Origin of the sequence: Megamonas rupellensis DSM 19944, assembly GCF_000378365.1 — a bacterium.
Lineage (GTDB): Bacteria > Bacillota > Negativicutes > Selenomonadales > Selenomonadaceae > Megamonas > Megamonas funiformis.
This window is the reverse complement of record NZ_KB899568.1, coordinates 75,974-92,635: the sequence shown is the minus strand read 5'-3', so window position 1 is coordinate 92,635 and position 16,662 is coordinate 75,974. Positions and strand designations below refer to the sequence as shown.

13 protein-coding genes are annotated in these 16,662 nt (G+C 31.0%); all 13 read right to left on the bottom strand.

Features of this window, described 5'->3' with window-relative positions; translation table 11 throughout:
* Positions 1–15 precede the first annotated feature (15 nt).
* The 13 genes from lpxA to F553_RS0101975 all read right to left on the bottom strand — a co-directional run bounded on the left by lpxA (position 16) and on the right by F553_RS0101975 (position 16,657).
* Entirely contained in the window at positions 16–819 is an 804-nt protein-coding gene (gene lpxA, locus F553_RS0102035) for an acyl-ACP--UDP-N-acetylglucosamine O-acyltransferase (RefSeq protein WP_018998787.1), read from the bottom strand.
* A gap of 93 nt (positions 820–912) precedes the next feature.
* The gene (gene fabZ / locus F553_RS0102030) at positions 913–1,353 is read right to left on the bottom strand and encodes a 3-hydroxyacyl-ACP dehydratase FabZ (RefSeq protein ID WP_008539755.1); all 441 of its coding nucleotides are present in this window, start codon (positions 1,351–1,353) and stop codon (positions 913–915) included.
* 19 nt (positions 1,354–1,372) lie between these two features.
* Positions 1,373–2,200 (bottom strand): UDP-3-O-acyl-N-acetylglucosamine deacetylase, encoded by an 828-nt coding sequence (lpxC, locus tag F553_RS0102025; protein ID WP_018998786.1) that lies wholly within the window; start codon positions 2,198–2,200, stop codon positions 1,373–1,375.
* A 49-nt stretch (positions 2,201–2,249) separates the two neighbouring features.
* On the bottom strand, positions 2,250–3,140 hold the full coding sequence (locus tag F553_RS0102020; protein ID WP_018998785.1) for a lysophospholipid acyltransferase family protein: 891 nt from the start codon (positions 3,138–3,140) through the stop codon (positions 2,250–2,252).
* A gap of 134 nt (positions 3,141–3,274) precedes the next feature.
* A complete protein-coding gene (gene lpxD, locus F553_RS0102015) occupies positions 3,275–4,306 on the bottom strand; it encodes a UDP-3-O-(3-hydroxymyristoyl)glucosamine N-acyltransferase (RefSeq protein WP_018998784.1) in 1,032 nt (343 codons plus the stop codon).
* A gap of 14 nt (positions 4,307–4,320) precedes the next feature.
* The gene (locus tag F553_RS0102010) at positions 4,321–4,782 is read right to left on the bottom strand and encodes an OmpH/Skp family outer membrane protein (protein ID WP_008539751.1); all 462 of its coding nucleotides are present in this window, start codon (positions 4,780–4,782) and stop codon (positions 4,321–4,323) included.
* A gap of 24 nt (positions 4,783–4,806) precedes the next feature.
* Complete coding sequence (locus tag F553_RS0102005; RefSeq protein WP_018998783.1) at positions 4,807–5,919, bottom strand: coiled-coil domain-containing protein; 1,113 nt, start codon at positions 5,917–5,919, stop codon at positions 4,807–4,809.
* An 87-nt stretch (positions 5,920–6,006) separates the two neighbouring features.
* Positions 6,007–6,558, bottom strand: a complete 552-nt coding sequence (locus F553_RS11605) for an OmpH/Skp family outer membrane protein (RefSeq protein WP_018998782.1) — start codon at positions 6,556–6,558, stop codon at positions 6,007–6,009.
* Between the two features lie 142 nt (positions 6,559–6,700).
* Positions 6,701–8,698 (bottom strand): BamA/OMP85 family outer membrane protein, encoded by a 1,998-nt coding sequence (locus F553_RS0101995; RefSeq protein ID WP_018998781.1) that lies wholly within the window; start codon positions 8,696–8,698, stop codon positions 6,701–6,703.
* A 142-nt stretch (positions 8,699–8,840) separates the two neighbouring features.
* Entirely contained in the window at positions 8,841–13,160 is a 4,320-nt protein-coding gene (locus F553_RS0101990) for a translocation/assembly module TamB domain-containing protein (RefSeq protein WP_018998780.1), read from the bottom strand.
* Between the two features lie 125 nt (positions 13,161–13,285).
* Positions 13,286–14,617, bottom strand: a complete 1,332-nt coding sequence (locus tag F553_RS0101985) for a TolC family protein (protein ID WP_018998779.1) — start codon at positions 14,615–14,617, stop codon at positions 13,286–13,288.
* 17 nt (positions 14,618–14,634) lie between these two features.
* A complete protein-coding gene (locus tag F553_RS0101980) occupies positions 14,635–15,915 on the bottom strand; it encodes an MlaD family protein (RefSeq protein ID WP_018998778.1) in 1,281 nt (426 codons plus the stop codon).
* A gap of 4 nt (positions 15,916–15,919) precedes the next feature.
* Entirely contained in the window at positions 15,920–16,657 is a 738-nt protein-coding gene (locus F553_RS0101975) for an ABC transporter ATP-binding protein (protein WP_008539741.1), read from the bottom strand.
* Positions 16,658–16,662: the final 5 nt, after the last annotated feature.

Here is a 16,662-nt window from a genome sequence, read left to right as displayed (position 1 = left end):
ACTAAAATCCCCACTTTAATTATTACCTTCATGGTTTTCTCTGCAAATACCACGATCAGCATTTCTTAAGAATCGTAAAAAATGTTCTACTTCAGCACAAGAATCAACTTCTTGTTCAATTACAGATATTGCTTGTGCTAATTTTAGTCCTGAACGGTACAAAATTTTATACGCTTGTTTAATAGCTTTTCTTGAAGATATAGAAATTCCTGCACGAGCTATACCTACACTATTTAAACCACAAACATTTGCAGGTCTACCATCTACAATTGTATATGGCACAACATCTTGTACTAATTTGGAAAAGCCTCCAACCATTGCATTTCTACCAATTTTTACAAATTGATGAACACCGGCAAAACCACCAAGAACAGCTCTATCTTCTACAATAACATGCCCTGCAACAGATGCATTATTTGCCATAATAACATTATTACCAATAATTGCATTATGTGCTACATGCGTATAAGCCATTAATAAGCAATCATTGCCAATACGAGTTTCTTCTTCAGCTCCACAAGCTCTATGAATTGTAGCATATTCACGAACTTTTGTTCGATCACCAATATATACATAAGATTTTTCTCCCACAAATTTTAAATCCTGTGGTTCTGCACCAATAGATGCTCCTGGAAAAATCACGCAATCTTTGCCAATTTTTGTCCAACCAGTAATAACCGCATGTGGTTCAATTCTTGTACCATCACCGATTTCTACATTTTCGCCAATAACTGCAAATGGACCAATTTCTACATTTTTTCCGATTTTGGCATTTTCATGAACTATTGCTAATGGATGTATTTTGCTTTCTGCCTCCATTTGTATTCACTCCTTAAAAACTACACCATTTGGTGAAATTCCATCATAGTAAAAGAGCCAATTAATTGGCTCTTTACACCTTAATTAATCATTTTATAAGTTTTCTGGTTTTTGTAAAGCAAAAGTAAAGTCACCTTGAGCTACTAATTTATCATCAACAAAACCTTCACAATGAACTTTACCAAAATCGCCACGAATTTTCACAATTTCAGATTTCATAATAAGCTGATCACCAGGAACTACTGGTTTTTTAAATTTAACATTATCCATACCGCCAAAGTAAGCTAATTTACCGCGGTTTTCTGCTGGATATAATAAAGCAAAACCACCAACTTGTGCCATTGCTTCTAAAATTAACACGCCTGGCATAATTGGATGACCTGGAAAATGTCCTCTAAATTGGTCTTCATTTATAGAAATATTTTTTATACCTACTGCATATTTCATAGGTTCTAATTCAATAATACGATCGATCAATAAAAATGGGGGACGATGTGGTAAAACTTTTTCAATTTCAGGAATATCAATTCTCATAGTATAACCTCTCTTCTGCTTAAGTAAAGTCTGCAAGAATTTTCTTTGCTAACTTTGTATTTAATTCATGACCTGATTTTACAGCAATTACATGACCTTTTATTCTACCTGCTAATCTCAAATCACCAATAGCATCTAAAATTTTATGACGAACTAATTCATCTGGGAAACGAAGTTTATTCATCCAACCTTCATCATTGTAGACGATTACATTATCTAAATTTCCACCTAAACCTAATCCCATTTTACGTAAAGCTTCTACTTCTTTTTCATAAGCAATAGTTCGTGCTATAGCTATTTCCTTCTTATATAAATCTTTACTAGTAAATTCAAAATCATGATATTGTATACCAATTAGTGGATGTGGATTTATGGAAGTAAAGCTCACACGAAAACCATCATAAGGCAATACCATTATAAATCTTTCTTTATCATCTATACGATATACTTTATCAATTGTTATTATATCTGCTTCTTTTTCCTGTTCTTTTATTCCTGCTTTTTCTAGCAATTCTAAAAAAACATTTGCTGAACCATCTGTTACTGGTGGTTCTTCACTGTCAATTTCAATATAACAATTATCTATATCACTAGCAAATAGTGCTGACATTAAATGTTCTATTGTAAAAATCTTGACATCTCCATTACTAATCGTTGTCGCTCTTAATGTAGATGTAACATTACTTGCTATTGCTTTTATCTGTGTTTTTTCTGGTAAATCCGTTCTAATAAATACAATTCCTGTATCTACTGGAGCAGGACGCAATTTCATATTAACCTCTGTGCCTGAATGCAGACCAATTCCAGTATATGAAACATCTACCGCAATTGTTTTTTGCTTTATCATCGTCGTCCTCCTAAAAATTATATATAATTATTTTACAAGACAACGCTATTTACTGCAAGTTATTTGCTTCTTTTTTCTTTCTTTCAACATATTTCCATCTATCATGAAGCCAGAACCACTCTTCTGGATAATCTCTTATATGTTGTTCTACTAAACTAGTTAAGCTTGCCATCATATCATATATATCTTTTTGTTTGTCTTTTGTTTTAGCTGTAAAAACTGGTTCTAATACTGTTAAAATATGATGTCCTGGTCTTTTTTTATCTTCAGTAATAAAAGCTGGTAATATTGGTGCCGATTTAAATCTGCTCATCACCGCTGGACCTTGCACACAAGATGCTTCATAACCTAAAAATGGCATAATAATCCCTGTAGAACCACCATCTTGATCCATAATTAAACCAATAAAATATTTTTGTCCAAGCATTTTCATCATTTCTTTGATATCCAATTTATCTGTTATATGCATACCTGTAAATGCTCGACAATAATTTATAAAATTATTTACACCTTCATTGCGTTGATGTTGAGCCACTCCTGCTATCTTCATTCCTTTATGAGTGAGTGCTGCTCCTATAATCTCCCAATTTCCACTATGTGCTGTGGCAATGACACCACCATTTCCATAGGACATAGCTTTTTTTATATTTTCTTCACCTTTTATAGTTACATATTTATCAATATTTTTACATATAACTTTAAATCGCAATACTTCCATGATCATTGGTCCAAATCTAGTCCAACTTTTCTTGGCAATTTGCTCAGCTTTATCAGTTGATACTTTTAAACAACGCTCAATATTATGTATTGCCATTTGTTTTCTTTTTTTAGGAACAACAATCCATGTTAATTCACCTAAAATCTTACCTATAAATCTTGCTACACTAGCTGGTAATAAACAACAAATATCACTTAAAAATACTAATATATGATATAGCATTTGTATCTCCTTTCACTTTATATTCCTATCTTATTTTTTCACAATATCAATTCATTTATAAACTAATAAAATCTATAAAAAAAGTAGCTAAGCATTAGGGCTTGGCTACTTTAATAATCAAAGAATTACTCGATTTAATTATTTTTCTCTTCTAACGCTTTTAAACGCTTTTCCATTAATTTTAATTTTTTCATCATATCTGGCAAACGAGATTCATTTGCTTTAATTCTAAGCCATTCTTGATGAGGACGAGCAGGGAAACCTGCATAAAATGAATTTTCTGGTACATCTGCAATAAGACCTGTACGTGCTGCCATAACTGAATTACTGCCAACTTTTATATGACCTTTAGAGCCAACTTGACCTGCAAATGTAACATTATGACCAACAATTGTTGAACCAGCAAGACCTGTTTGTGCTACAACTAAACAATTTTCTCCTAATACACAGTTATGACCAATGTGAACAAGGTTATCTACTTTTGTTCCTTTGCCAATCACTGTTGAACCTGTTGTTGCTCTATCAATTCCTGCATTACAACCAATTTCAACATCATCTTCAATTACTACATTACCTACTTGTGGTACTTTTGTATGTTTTCCATCTTTAGTTATAAAACCAAATCCATCTGCACCAATTACTGTATTATCATGAATAATTACATTTTTTCCTACTTTGCAATATTCGCGAACACTAACACCTGAATGAATAATTGTATTTTCATCTACACTAGCATATTGACCAATATAAACATTTGGATATATTTCCACATTATCGCCAATAATTGCATTATCATCAATATAGGCAAAATCCATTATAGCTACATTTTCACCAATTTTTACATTTTTACCTATATGTGCCTTAGAGCTGATAACTTTTTCTACTTTCAATTCAGGTTTAAAAATATTTAATAAAATATTGAAAGCTTCTCGAGGATTTTTTACTTTTATACAAGTTTTTGAAAAACCATCTACATCTTCTTGTATAATCACTGCAGCCGCATTACAAGCAATAGCTTCCTCTAAATGTGGGTCTACAGCAAAAGTTATTTCACTTGGACTAGCTAAAGCAATTCCTGTTGCACCTGTAATGACTAAATTCTCATCATAATCCCCACAAAGTTTACCATTTATTAAATTTGCTATCTCTGCTAGTGTTCTTTTCATAATATTACCCCTTTTTATTGCAACTTCTGAATTACATCGTCTGTAATATCAATTCCGCCTTGAACTACAAACTCTTGTTTTTGAACTTGCATACCATTTGAACGCACTAATGTTTTTGGCACTACAGCAGATAATTCTTTTTCTGTTGATACTTCTGCGAGTACCTTATCCATTGTATTTTTTACTTGAGATTTATATTGCATATCTAAGCCTTGATATTGACGTTGAATATCCATCTGGGCTTTTTTAAATTCTTCATCAGACATAGTTGCTTTTTTGCTCATTAAATCTGTTTCTTTAGCTTCGATTTCTTTATTCTTAGCATCAATATTATCTCTAATTGTTTTTATTTGTGGTGCTTCATTCATAACTCGTTCAGCATCTAAATAACCTAATTTAGTTTCACTTCCACAACCTGACATAAATACACTCATCAATGTAACAAGTGCTATTACTAACATTAATTTTATTTTCATGACACCCTATCGCCTTTCCATATATTATTTACCATTATTATTTTGCATTTGTTCATTTGTAAGTTCAGCCATTACATCGTCTGTAATATCAATTGCATCAGCACCAACTACCATACCATTTAAAACTGTATCATCAAAATTATCTATTTTTATATTACCCAAAAAATCTAATGTAGCTGGAACATCAGCAATAACTAATTTTAGATGTTTTTGAATTGCTATTTTCATAGCCTTACTAGCAATGTCTTTTAATATGCTTCTCTTTAATAAATTTATTTCATTTTCTTTTGTATGCAATAATATTATTAATCGTTCACTATCTTTTTTTCTAGCTTGAAGCATCTGCAATCTATCTTGAAGATATTGTGCCTCTCTTTTTTGTTCAGCTTGTTGTCTTTCTAAAGAGTTTTGTACATCTATTTGATGTATCTTTTGAACATTTATACCTAATTCTTGTTCTCGTTGTGCTCGCCACTTCATTAACTCATCAGCAACTTTTAAATTATATTGTTGCTCAATCAGCGCCACATTTTCTCCGCGTTCTTTTTTTAACTGTTCTAATAATGTTAATAGATTATCTTTTTCTTCTTGAGTCAATCTCAAGTTTTCAGCATTATCTAATTTCATAGTACAATTAAAAATAGCGTTTGTATATTTATCAGTTATTAATGTTTCTGCTTTATTTTTTTCAATAGATAATCTTTGTCTTATTTCATGTTCTTTTGTTATCGTTTCTTCTTTTAATTGTTGTTTAGCTTTTATTTCTTGTAAATTATTTTGTTCATCTACAACTTGTTCAAATACTTGACTTGCCGGATTTACTTGCGGTGGTTGCAATTGTTCTGTATTTAATGCATATGATTTTAATTTTATTAAAATCAACGTCTTCTCTGCTTGCAATTTTTCTAATTTAGCATAATCACTATGTTTAGACATCAATTTATCTATATCTACCGTAGCTATTGCTGAATTAACATCTAATTGCACTGGAGGTTTTTGTGTTTGTTTATGCCAAATATATAAAGCTCCTATAATACATAATAATACACAAATGACACCTGTAATAATAGCACTTTTTCTACTCTTATCCTTTTTATTCTCTTGCATATCATTATCTTTATCTTGCTCATTTGCCATAAAGCCACCTCCCTACAAATTTATTTAGATTATTAAAATACCGAGCATCACTGCATTTGCTCGGTATTTCATCTAAAAGCATAAAAATTAATTTTGACTAGAAGAATTTGTTGTATCTGTAGCTTCAGCAGAAGTTGCATCAGAACTATTAGTATTATCTGTAGTTACATCACCCTGAGCTTGAATTTTTGTTAAAACATCTTGAGTGATATCCTGTCCACCATATAATACATTGTTTTTATCTAATACAACATTAATACCTCTAGAATCAGCTACTGCTTTTACTTGTTCTTCTATGCTATTACGAATAGGATCGATTAATTCTTTTTGCTTATCTTGCATTTCTTTTTGTTTTTGTTCTATAAATTGTTGCTGCTGTTCAGGTGTCATATTTGCAGCCTGATTTTGGAAATCTTCTTGAACTTGTTTTGCTGCTGCTTCATATTTTTCACGAGCAGGTTGCATTCCTGGATGTTCTGCAATAAGTTTGGAATAATCTACAATACCAACATTAGAAGAAGATGCTCCTGCCATACCAGATTGATATTGTGAAACTCCAAGAGCGACAATACTAAATACAAATACTGCTGCAATAATAACACTAATAATTTTTACTTGTTTCTTTTCGAAATTAATCAACTTTATCTTCTCCCTTTATAAGGCTTTTGCCTCTTAGTTAAAACACTTTAATTATAACAAACTAAAAATTCTTATTCAAGGAAAGAATTAACTGCAGAAAAAATCCTGCAGTTAATCTTTACTAAAAAAAATAATAATATTATTAGAAGTTTCCACCTACATTAAAATGAAGTCTTCCGCCATCTTCACCCCAACCATAATCAAGGCGCATAGCACCTATTGGAGTTTGCATTTGTAGTCCTAAACCTACACTAGCATGTAAATCTAAATCTTCTTCAATGGAACTCCATGAACCCCAAGATTTACCACCCCAAGCATCACCTACATCTGTAAATAAGGCACCTTGTACTTTATTCATTAATGGGAAACGATATTCCATTGTACCCATTAACATTCTATTACCAGAAAATTGTCCATCACGATAACCACGAACAGAATTTTGACCCCCTACTTCAAATAAAGCAGCTTCTGGTAAATCTTCATTTGCATAACCTGCACTACCACGGAATGCTAAAACTTGTGCATGACCTACTTTATAATATTTTTGTACACTACCTGTCAATTTAGTATAATCAAAATCTCCACCTAAGCCAGCATATTCAACAGATAGACTAGTTCTAGTACCTTCAGTTGGATAGAAAATATTATCTCTTGTATCACGAACCTGAGAAGCTATAATACTTCTAGTTTCCCCAAAGTTATTATCAAGCCATTCTGTATTTTTACTACGGTCTAAACCATCTTCATGTCCACGATATTCTGTATTATTTATTTTAAAACCTAAATAATTCATTGTATATTCATCTGTTGGACGACCAAAGTTTAATTCATACCCTTGATTTTTTTTATCGTAAGTTTCAATAAGATCACCGCCATTATCGTAATCATCATATTCAAACTTACGATCATAAATACGGAAAGTACCTGTAGTTTCTTTTTCATCAAGCCATGGTTTAGTATAAGAAATGCTGTATCCGCTATCGTCTCCACCGTCGCCGCCAAATTCATACATAGCTTTTACAGAATCACCAGTACCTCTGAAATTAGTATCCCCAATACTTACCATTCCTAAAAGACCATCTTCGCTACTGTAACCAGCACCAATACCAAAAGAACCTGTACGTTTTTCAATAACAGTCAATTCCATGATGATATTATTTGGATCTTCTTTACCTGGTAAAATTTTCACACTAACGTCTTCAAAAAATCCTAAATTATATACACGTTGCATACTACGACGTGCTTTTTTGGCATCAAATACTTCGCCTGGTTTTATACGCATTTCACGAGTAATAACATAATCTTTTGTTTTATCATTACCTTTTACTACATAACCTTCAAGAATACCTTCATTAAAAGTTAAAGTTAAATTACCACTTTCATCAATAGATATATCTCTTAATTTTGCCAAAATATATCCATCTTGGCGATAGCTAGCTTCAATATTTGCTAAATCTGTATTCAATTGACGAATATTTAAAATTTCGCCTTTTTTTACAGTTAACATATCTTCAATTTTATCTGTAGAATAAACTTGATTTCCTAAAATCTCTACAGAATTTAACACAGGATTTTCCATTACATGATAAGTTATTTTTACACCTTCAGGGACAACTTCATAAGAAGGATAATTATCATAAAAATAGCCTGTATTATAAATATTATTCCTATCTTGTTCTATATTTTTTATATTGAATTTATCTCCAGCTTTTACAGTTAAAACATTTAAGATATCTTCTTTAGCTATTTTTTCATTTCCCACAACATCTACACTGACTACTGTCATATCTGTATATGCACTATTATTATTTTTAATAGTTTCTTCTGTTGGTCTTTGTTCTTTCCAAGTATTCATTTTAGCAATAGCTTCAGGATCTTGGACTTTATCCACTTTATTTTTTTTGTCATTATTGATAACAATTTCTTTGTCTTCTTTTGCAGCCTCATTGTCCGCAGATACATCTTGCATTGTTTCATCAATTTTTGCTGCTACTTCTTCTTCAGTTAAGTTTTCAGCAGATACAATATTTTCATGTACATTATTATCTGCAACATTTGCAAAACAATTATTTATACTAAAAGCACTGATATTAGCCATAGCTAACGCGCAGACTAATAATTTATAATTTTTCTGTTTCAAACAAAAAACCTCCTTAATTTGGCAAAACTCACCAATACTGTAATTTTATCACAACTATATTAAAAATAATATCTTTCATATGAAAAAAGTTATGATACTCAAGAAAATATGAGTATCATAACAAATTCATCTTAAAAATAAATTAAAATTTCCACTGCATTTCTAATTTTATATTATATACACCATCATCTTCTACTTCTGTGATAATACCTACATTATTATTCATATAATATTGTAAGCCCACCCTATTTAAATCATAATTTATGCCTTTTGTATAACGAAGCATAACCTTATCTGACAAATATTTTCCAATTTGAACACTATACACATCGCCATCATCTGTATCAAAGCGTTTTTTAGCACTATCAGATAAGCTATCTCGAGAAATTCTAAATTCATCCAAATTCAATACATTTCTTAATGTACCCTCAATTTCATTTAAGAAACTCATCTGTAATCCCACAGATGCTAAGGATAGTAAATCATCTTCTGTTATTTCTCCAGAACTGCCTTCTTTATAATCTGTTCTAAATGCTAGTAATTTTATTATTTCTGCATCATTCATTGCTGGTTCAGAAAACAATCTCGGTTCTAATTGCTTATCTAAAGGACCTTGTAGGCTTGCAAATATTTTTGTTCTATCAAGTCTAGTCACAGCTAGAAAATCTATACTTGGGAAGAACGAATCTACTTGATTAAATACTATATTACCTACTTCAATCTTAAAGATATTTTTCAAAACATTAATTGTTCCTTTATCAACAGTTAAACTACCTGAAGATTTTGGATGAATAGTTGTTCCTTTTATGTTAAAAGCACCTTTTATATACAAATCATATAATAAGGCATCATAAGCATGTACATTATCACCTAAGGTAACATTTATATCTAATAACATTTCAGGAAGCGGTGTATCTGTTGTTTCTGGAAGCGGTGGCATAGAAACTTCGATATTATTAAAGTCAAGATTAGTTATCAATTTTGGCAATCTTCTACCATGAAATTCTTCTTCGATTAATTGTAAATTGCCCACTAAATGACCTGTATAATAATCTGACACAATATCTAAATTATTTAAATCAAGATTAAAGCTATAACCTGTAATACCTTGACTTGTGAGATGTGCCGTTCCTACTAAATTATAATCTCCTTCTCCCATTTTACCTGTGAAACGCTTAACGGTCATTAAATCTTGGTCAAAATCTATATCTACATTTATATTTTCTAATGGACTATCTATATATTTAAATTTAATAGCACTATCTACTGTAGATATATTTCCTTTAAAATTAGGTTTTTGTACTGTTCCTGTAATATTTAAATCACCTTGGACATTACCCATAGACCATTCAACAAATGGTGTTAACGATGGCAATATATTTAAATCTGTATTTTCCAAATAAACCTTTAAGTTCATCTGTTGATTTATATTTTGCTCATTTCTTTTATCCATTTCTAAAGCTGCTATCGGTATACTGCCTTCTGCTTTTATTGCACATTGACCTTTATTTGCAGCCATTTGATTTATATAGATTACACCATTTTTTAAATTTGCTAATGCATAAGCATTATCAAACTGAGTGCCATCACCTTGCGTATAAATAGAAATATCTGCTGTTGGCTCATCAATTGTACCGCCAACTTGAATATCACCGTTCATAACACCATTTATATTTATATTCATATCACATAAATGAGTTAATAGATTTACATTCATATTACTAGCTGATATTCGTGCATCTATAGGACCATTTTCTAAATCTATACTGCCTTGAGCCGCCACTTTACCTGCACCTTGTTCAGCATAGAATTTATCTATTTTCACGACTTTATTATCCAATTCAGCATCAATTTGAATATTTTGTAATGGATAATCTTTTAACGTGCCATCTATCATCGTACCATTCAAATCAACATGTGGATTTTCATAAGTACCATTTAATTGTGCTATACCATCAAAACGACCATTTAATAAATTATTTTTTAAATTAGCCATGGACATTGCTGCATTGATATCAGCTTGAACAATAATCGCTTTTCCTTCAACTTGTTTAGTATTTAAATTTACTGCTCCATTGAAATCAAATTCACCATTATTTTGTTTAAATTTAAATTGCTCTAAACTTAAAATTCTATTAGCTAATTTTAAATGACCATAAATATCATCTATATTTTCACCATTTAAGACAATATCGTCTGCCTGCAAGATACCATCAAAATTTAAAGCACCCACTTTACCAGTTAAAACACCATCAAAGCTTGCTTTTCCTGATACAGGATATGGTAAATCTACTTGTAATTTATCGATTAAGATTTCATCTGCTTTAAATTTAAAATTCATTTCTTTATTTTTATCTAAACTACCAGACAAAGTGGCTTTAATAAATGGTGATGTTATTACAAAATCTTTTAAGACTATATCACCATCATTATATTCATATGTCCCATCTACTTGCGTAATTAATATACCATATAAACTACCTTCATAAAAATGTACATTACCCGTAGCTTTTATATCCTGCAAATTACCTGTTAGATGTATACTATTATCTACATTTCCTGTTATTTTAAATTCTGGCATAACAACTTGCATTAAATTTTCTACACGTGCTTGTTTTGTCTGCACTACTATATCGATAAATTGTTTGCCTTTAAAACCTAATAATCCAGTGGCTTCATGCGTAATTTCACCATCATTGATAAACTGACATCTATCTACACGCATACCGTCTAAATTACCCACCGCATTTACTAATAATGAATCAAATGGTTGATTTAATATCGCTCCATCTTTTGCCATTAAATCAATTCGCAATACAGGATTATCTAAATGACCAGACAATCTACCACTAAAATTAGCATCTCCAGAAATATCTATATCTGGTAAATAATTTTTAACTAAAGACATATCTACATTTGAAGCATAAAAATCTGCATTTATATTATCATTTTGCAGACCACCTTTAGCTGCCAATTTTCCTCCATTAGCAAAACTAGCCGTTAAAGCATCAATTTGAAGTAAATCTTTTTCTTTATAAAAAGAGGCTTCTAGTTTTTCTACTGGTATATTATCATAACTTCCATTATTTACCTCTAGACGACCACTGAGATCTAAGTTTTCAAATTCTACACCTTGACCTTTAAAATCGCCACGAATAATAGCATTACCTGTAATTACTTGTGGTAAATAATTATTAAAAATAGATATATCTATATTAGATGCTCTAAATGAACCTTTATATGATAAATCAGCTAAATCACATTGACCAGATGCCCAAATCCAACCATTAGCAAAATCTGCTCTAAAATCATCAATGAATACTTTATTATCTCTATATCTAGCCTGAATATTTATATCTTCTATAGGATAATCATATATATATCCTAATTTAGAATTAACTTGAGCACCGATACGTATATCATCTAAAGTACCATAAATAGCACTTACAAACGAAACTTCGCCATTAAATGGTATACCTTCAATAAATAATTCAGGTCTAAAACTTTTACTTTCTGCGATTAAACGCAAACGCGGTTCAGTCATATAGTCTTCAATATTTCCATGAACAGCTACTTTTTGTCCTTGAGCACTTCCACTTACAAATAATTGTATATTTTTATTATTTAATAAAATAATACCTCGTATATCTTCTACATTTTGACCTAAGACTTCACATGCGCCATCTACAAAACTAACAGAACCATCTAAAGTGTATTGATTTTCTAAATTACCACTAATTGTTATATTTGCCTTATTTATAAAACCTTGTTTTATATTAACATTAGCTAAATACTCTTCTGGTATAAATGGCAAGTATTTCAAAATATCTAAATCTTGCGCTTTTATTTCTAAGTTAGTTTTGATTACTTCACCTACAACACCATCAAATTCTACTAAAGCATCTTCATGATTTAAACTACCATCAAGATTTATAGCTGTTAAATCTGCGCAATCTGCTTCTAAATTAATTTTATCTATGGATAATTGCTTTCCTTCAAAGCGCAATTTAGATTGTCCATTTTCGACTTTTACAATTCCTTTAAAATCAACAGGTGTATCTGAGTCTTTATCTATTAAATCTTCTACGTTCCATGAACCATCACTGCGCTGAATAATATTAACCTCAGGATTGATGACATCTACTTCACTTAATCCTGCTAATGGAGATTGTCTCAAAATCTGCCAAAAATCTATAGTAAATACTACCTTATCTGCTTTTGCTATTAATTCATTTTCTTTATCATAAATTTCTACATCATCTATAGCTGCTGAACTTGTAGATACAATATATAACGAATTTATATTTATTTTCGTACCTAAGATATTTTCTACTTGTTTAGATATTAAATTAGCCGTTTCTTGTTTGAAAGATTGAGAGTTTATCCATAAAAAAGTCATTAAACTTATACAAAATATTATAAATACACTAGCTCCTACAATAATTTTAGACTTTTTTTGCATCTAACTCACCTCTATATTAAATAGTTAAATAATCTCTATACTAAGAAACGGGAACTATTTTAGTTCCCGTTTAAATAGTTTATTCTGTTTTTAGTATAGCATGAATTTATTATAGAGAAAATATCTTAATATGTTTTTGCTGCTACTGCTTGAACATCTAAATCAACAGGAAGACCCATTGCTTTATCTAACTGAGCTTTACTTACATTGTAATCATAAAGAGCTTGTACATAATTTGTTTTTGCTGTAGTCAAAGCAACTGCTGCATCCATAACATCGATATTAGTACCTACACCTGCAGTATAACGAACTTGTGCGATAGTATAATCTTCACTTGCTTGATTTACTGCTACACTCGTTGTTTGAATATTTTTTTCAGCAGAAAGTAAATTCAAATATGCTTGATGTACTTCTAATTGAATGCCTTCATTTACATATTGAGCATTTTCTTGAGCTTTAGCTAAAGCTGCTTCTGCTTGTCTTACCTGCGCTTTAGTTACATTGTTATCAAAAAGGTTCCAACTAGCTTTAACACCAATTTCAGATTGTTCTGCTGCATCATTGTTAAAAGCATCATTACCATCAATAGTATAACTTGCATAAGCAGAAAGTTGTGGTAAATTACCAGCTTGGGCTGCTTTTACACTTGCTTTAGCTTGTTCAATAGATTTAGCTGCTGCAACACCATCTGGACGATTTGTCATCGCTAAATCCATACATTCAGCTAAGCTTAAATCATATTTTGTATATTTTAATTCATCTTGAATATTAATTTTAGTATCTATAGGTAAACCAATTAAATTATTCAAAGAAGAAATAGATAAATCATAATTGTTTTCTGCATTTACAAGATTTTGTTTAGCATCTGCTAGTTCTACTTGAGAGCGCAATACATCAGATTTAGCTACTGTACCTGCAGCATATTTAGCATTAACTGTATCTAAATGTGCTTGCAATTGATCTACAGTTTCCTGATTTACACCTACTAAATTACGGCACTGTAAAATATTATAATAGCCTTTTGTTGTATCATATTTAATCTGTTGTTTTGTATTTTCCAAAGTTAAATCGCTGATATCTACACCGATTTCTTTACTTTTAATATTATTTTCTAATTGTCCGCCTGTATATAATGGAATAGAAGCTTCTACCACGTTTTGATAAGTAGAATCTCTATTATACATATCATATGTTTCCCCACCAGCAGCAGCTGCTACTGTTTGCCAATTGATAGAAAAGCCTTTTTGACCTTTTGCTTCACTCAATGCCCAACGAGCTGAATCTGTATCATATACAGACTGTTTTATAGTTCTATTATTTTCTAATGCTAATTCTACTGTATTATCTAAAGTTAAATCTACAGTATCTTGTGCAAAAGCTAAATTACTACCACCTAAAAATAATGAGCCACTTAATAACACAGCTGTTATTGTTTTATTTAAAGACTTTTTATTCATTTTCAAATCCTCCCAAATTAAAATTCATGTCTTAAGCCTACATAAGCGGCTCTTTCATCTGAATCATTAATATCTTTTATCTGACCTATTAAATATGTGTCTTGCGCCACTTCATATTGACCTTTTAATTTAACTCTTAAATCATTAGGATCATAAGCATCTACAGAAATTTTTCCTTTTTCTCCTGCTTTTAAGTCAACACCCACGCCGACTTTATCATCAACTAATCCACCTCTACCTGTAAAAATGCCATTACCTGTTCCTATCTGTAGATTAGTACCACTATCATCACCGCCAATATCATCGGCGCCTATTAGCAAAAAAGAATTTGGATCTGTATAAACTTTTACATCAGCATTTACCATCCATTCAGATTGCCCACCACTATACAATGCTTCTACACCTGGCTTAACTTCAATAGAAGACACTTTACTCATCATATTATCTGCACGCTGTGATATATTATCTGCGTTGCTGATTATGTTTTTCAAGCTTTGTGCTGTCTGTGGGTCTGCAACTACAGTTTCCATATTAGTTGCCATTTTTTTTACACTTTCACTAGTTGCTGATAAATTAGCAATCGCAACTTTCATATTATTAGCAGTTTCGCCATCACCAGCAAAATCATTTATCATGATTTCAATTTCATCTGCAGCCTTAGCCATACTAGCTGTCATTGCAGATAAATTTTTAATCATATTATCAATATCTTGCTGATTATTAACTGCTAATGTAGACATAACTTGCATTAATTGGTTCATATTTCCAGTTAAATCTTTAAGATTTACTGCTGTTTGAATTAAAGATTTCTGTACATCTTGGTTACCTAAAATGTCATTCATACTTTTTATCAAACCTCTTACATCATCTAAAGTCACACTAGCTTGAACCAATAAATAATCTAATCCTTTTTCATCAACACCATGCACTTCTTCTCCACCTACTAGATACTCACCAGATGGATGTTGTGGTGGCATGATGCTGATAAATTTTTCACCCATTAAACCATCACTACTGATGGTAAATAATGAGTCTTTTGCAATCTGCATATTTCCTTTTATGACAACAGTAACTCTTGCCTTATCTTTATAAGCTTCAATCGCTGATACTCGCCCAGCATCAATACCGGCATAACTAACACCAGCACCTATCTTTAATCCTGTAACTTGATTAAAAGTGATATCAAAAGTATAGTCTTTTTCTTTGCCAAAACTAAAGCCACTTAAATAAACTATAATACCAATTAATAAGGCTAAGCCGATTGTCGTAAAAATCCCTACTTTTGCTTCATTGGACATTTTTTCACCTCTTTCTAATTTGGCTAACATTTATAAATTCTAAAACTCTACTATCTGTGGAATTTCTTATTTCATCTGGAGTGCCAATTGCTATCATCTCACCTTGATACAACATAGCAATTCTATCTGCAATATAAAAAGCACTTTTCATATCATGTGTTACCACTATAGAAGTAACACCTAATAATTTTTGCATCTGTACAATAAGCTCATCAATCTTAGCAGAAGTTACAGGGTCTAAACCCGAACTTGGCTCGTCATACAATAAAATTTTCGGTTCAAAAGCAATTGCCCTAGCTAAACTAACACGTTTTTTCATACCACCAGATAATTCATTCGGCATGTAATTTGCAAAACCAGATAAACCTACTAAATTTAATTTTTCTTCTACAATTTCTTTGATTTCCTTGGCAGATAATTTGCTATGCTCTTGTAAACCAAAGCCTACATTATCGCCTACACTCATTGAATCAAATAACGCAGAATATTGGAAAACCATTCCCATATTTAAACGTACTTTATCTAGTTCTTCTTCTTTTAATTTTGATATTTCTTTACCATCAATGAAAATCTGTCCTTGTTCAGGTCGTAACAGCCCTATTAATAATTTCAATAAAGTCGATTTACCTGAACCGCTACCGCCAATTATAACTAAGGTTTCACCTTTATTAACTTCAAAATTAATATTGTTTAAAATCAATCTATCCTTAAAAGATTTATATATGTTGACTACTTTTATCATTATAC

What these genes read in the sequence shown, in the direction of transcription:
- lpxA (WP_018998787.1), bottom strand. Translation starts at nt 819, where the DNA reads ATGGAGGCAGAAAGCAAAATACATCCATTAGCAATAGTTCATGAAAAT.
- fabZ (WP_008539755.1), bottom strand. Translation starts at nt 1,353, where the DNA reads ATGAGAATTGATATTCCTGAAATTGAAAAAGTTTTACCACATCGTCCC.
- lpxC (WP_018998786.1), bottom strand. Translation starts at nt 2,200, where the DNA reads ATGATAAAGCAAAAAACAATTGCGGTAGATGTTTCATATACTGGAATT.
- F553_RS0102020 (WP_018998785.1), bottom strand. Translation starts at nt 3,140, where the DNA reads ATGCTATATCATATATTAGTATTTTTAAGTGATATTTGTTGTTTATTA.
- lpxD (WP_018998784.1), bottom strand. Translation starts at nt 4,306, where the DNA reads ATGAAAAGAACACTAGCAGAGATAGCAAATTTAATAAATGGTAAACTT.
- F553_RS0102010 (WP_008539751.1), bottom strand. Translation starts at nt 4,782, where the DNA reads ATGAAAATAAAATTAATGTTAGTAATAGCACTTGTTACATTGATGAGT.
- F553_RS0102005 (WP_018998783.1), bottom strand. Translation starts at nt 5,919, where the DNA reads ATGGCAAATGAGCAAGATAAAGATAATGATATGCAAGAGAATAAAAAG.
- F553_RS0101990 (WP_018998780.1), bottom strand. Translation starts at nt 13,160, where the DNA reads ATGCAAAAAAAGTCTAAAATTATTGTAGGAGCTAGTGTATTTATAATA.
- F553_RS0101985 (WP_018998779.1), bottom strand. Translation starts at nt 14,617, where the DNA reads ATGAATAAAAAGTCTTTAAATAAAACAATAACAGCTGTGTTATTAAGT.
- F553_RS0101980 (WP_018998778.1), bottom strand. Translation starts at nt 15,915, where the DNA reads ATGTCCAATGAAGCAAAAGTAGGGATTTTTACGACAATCGGCTTAGCC.
- F553_RS0101975 (WP_008539741.1), bottom strand. Translation starts at nt 16,657, where the DNA reads ATGATAAAAGTAGTCAACATATATAAATCTTTTAAGGATAGATTGATT.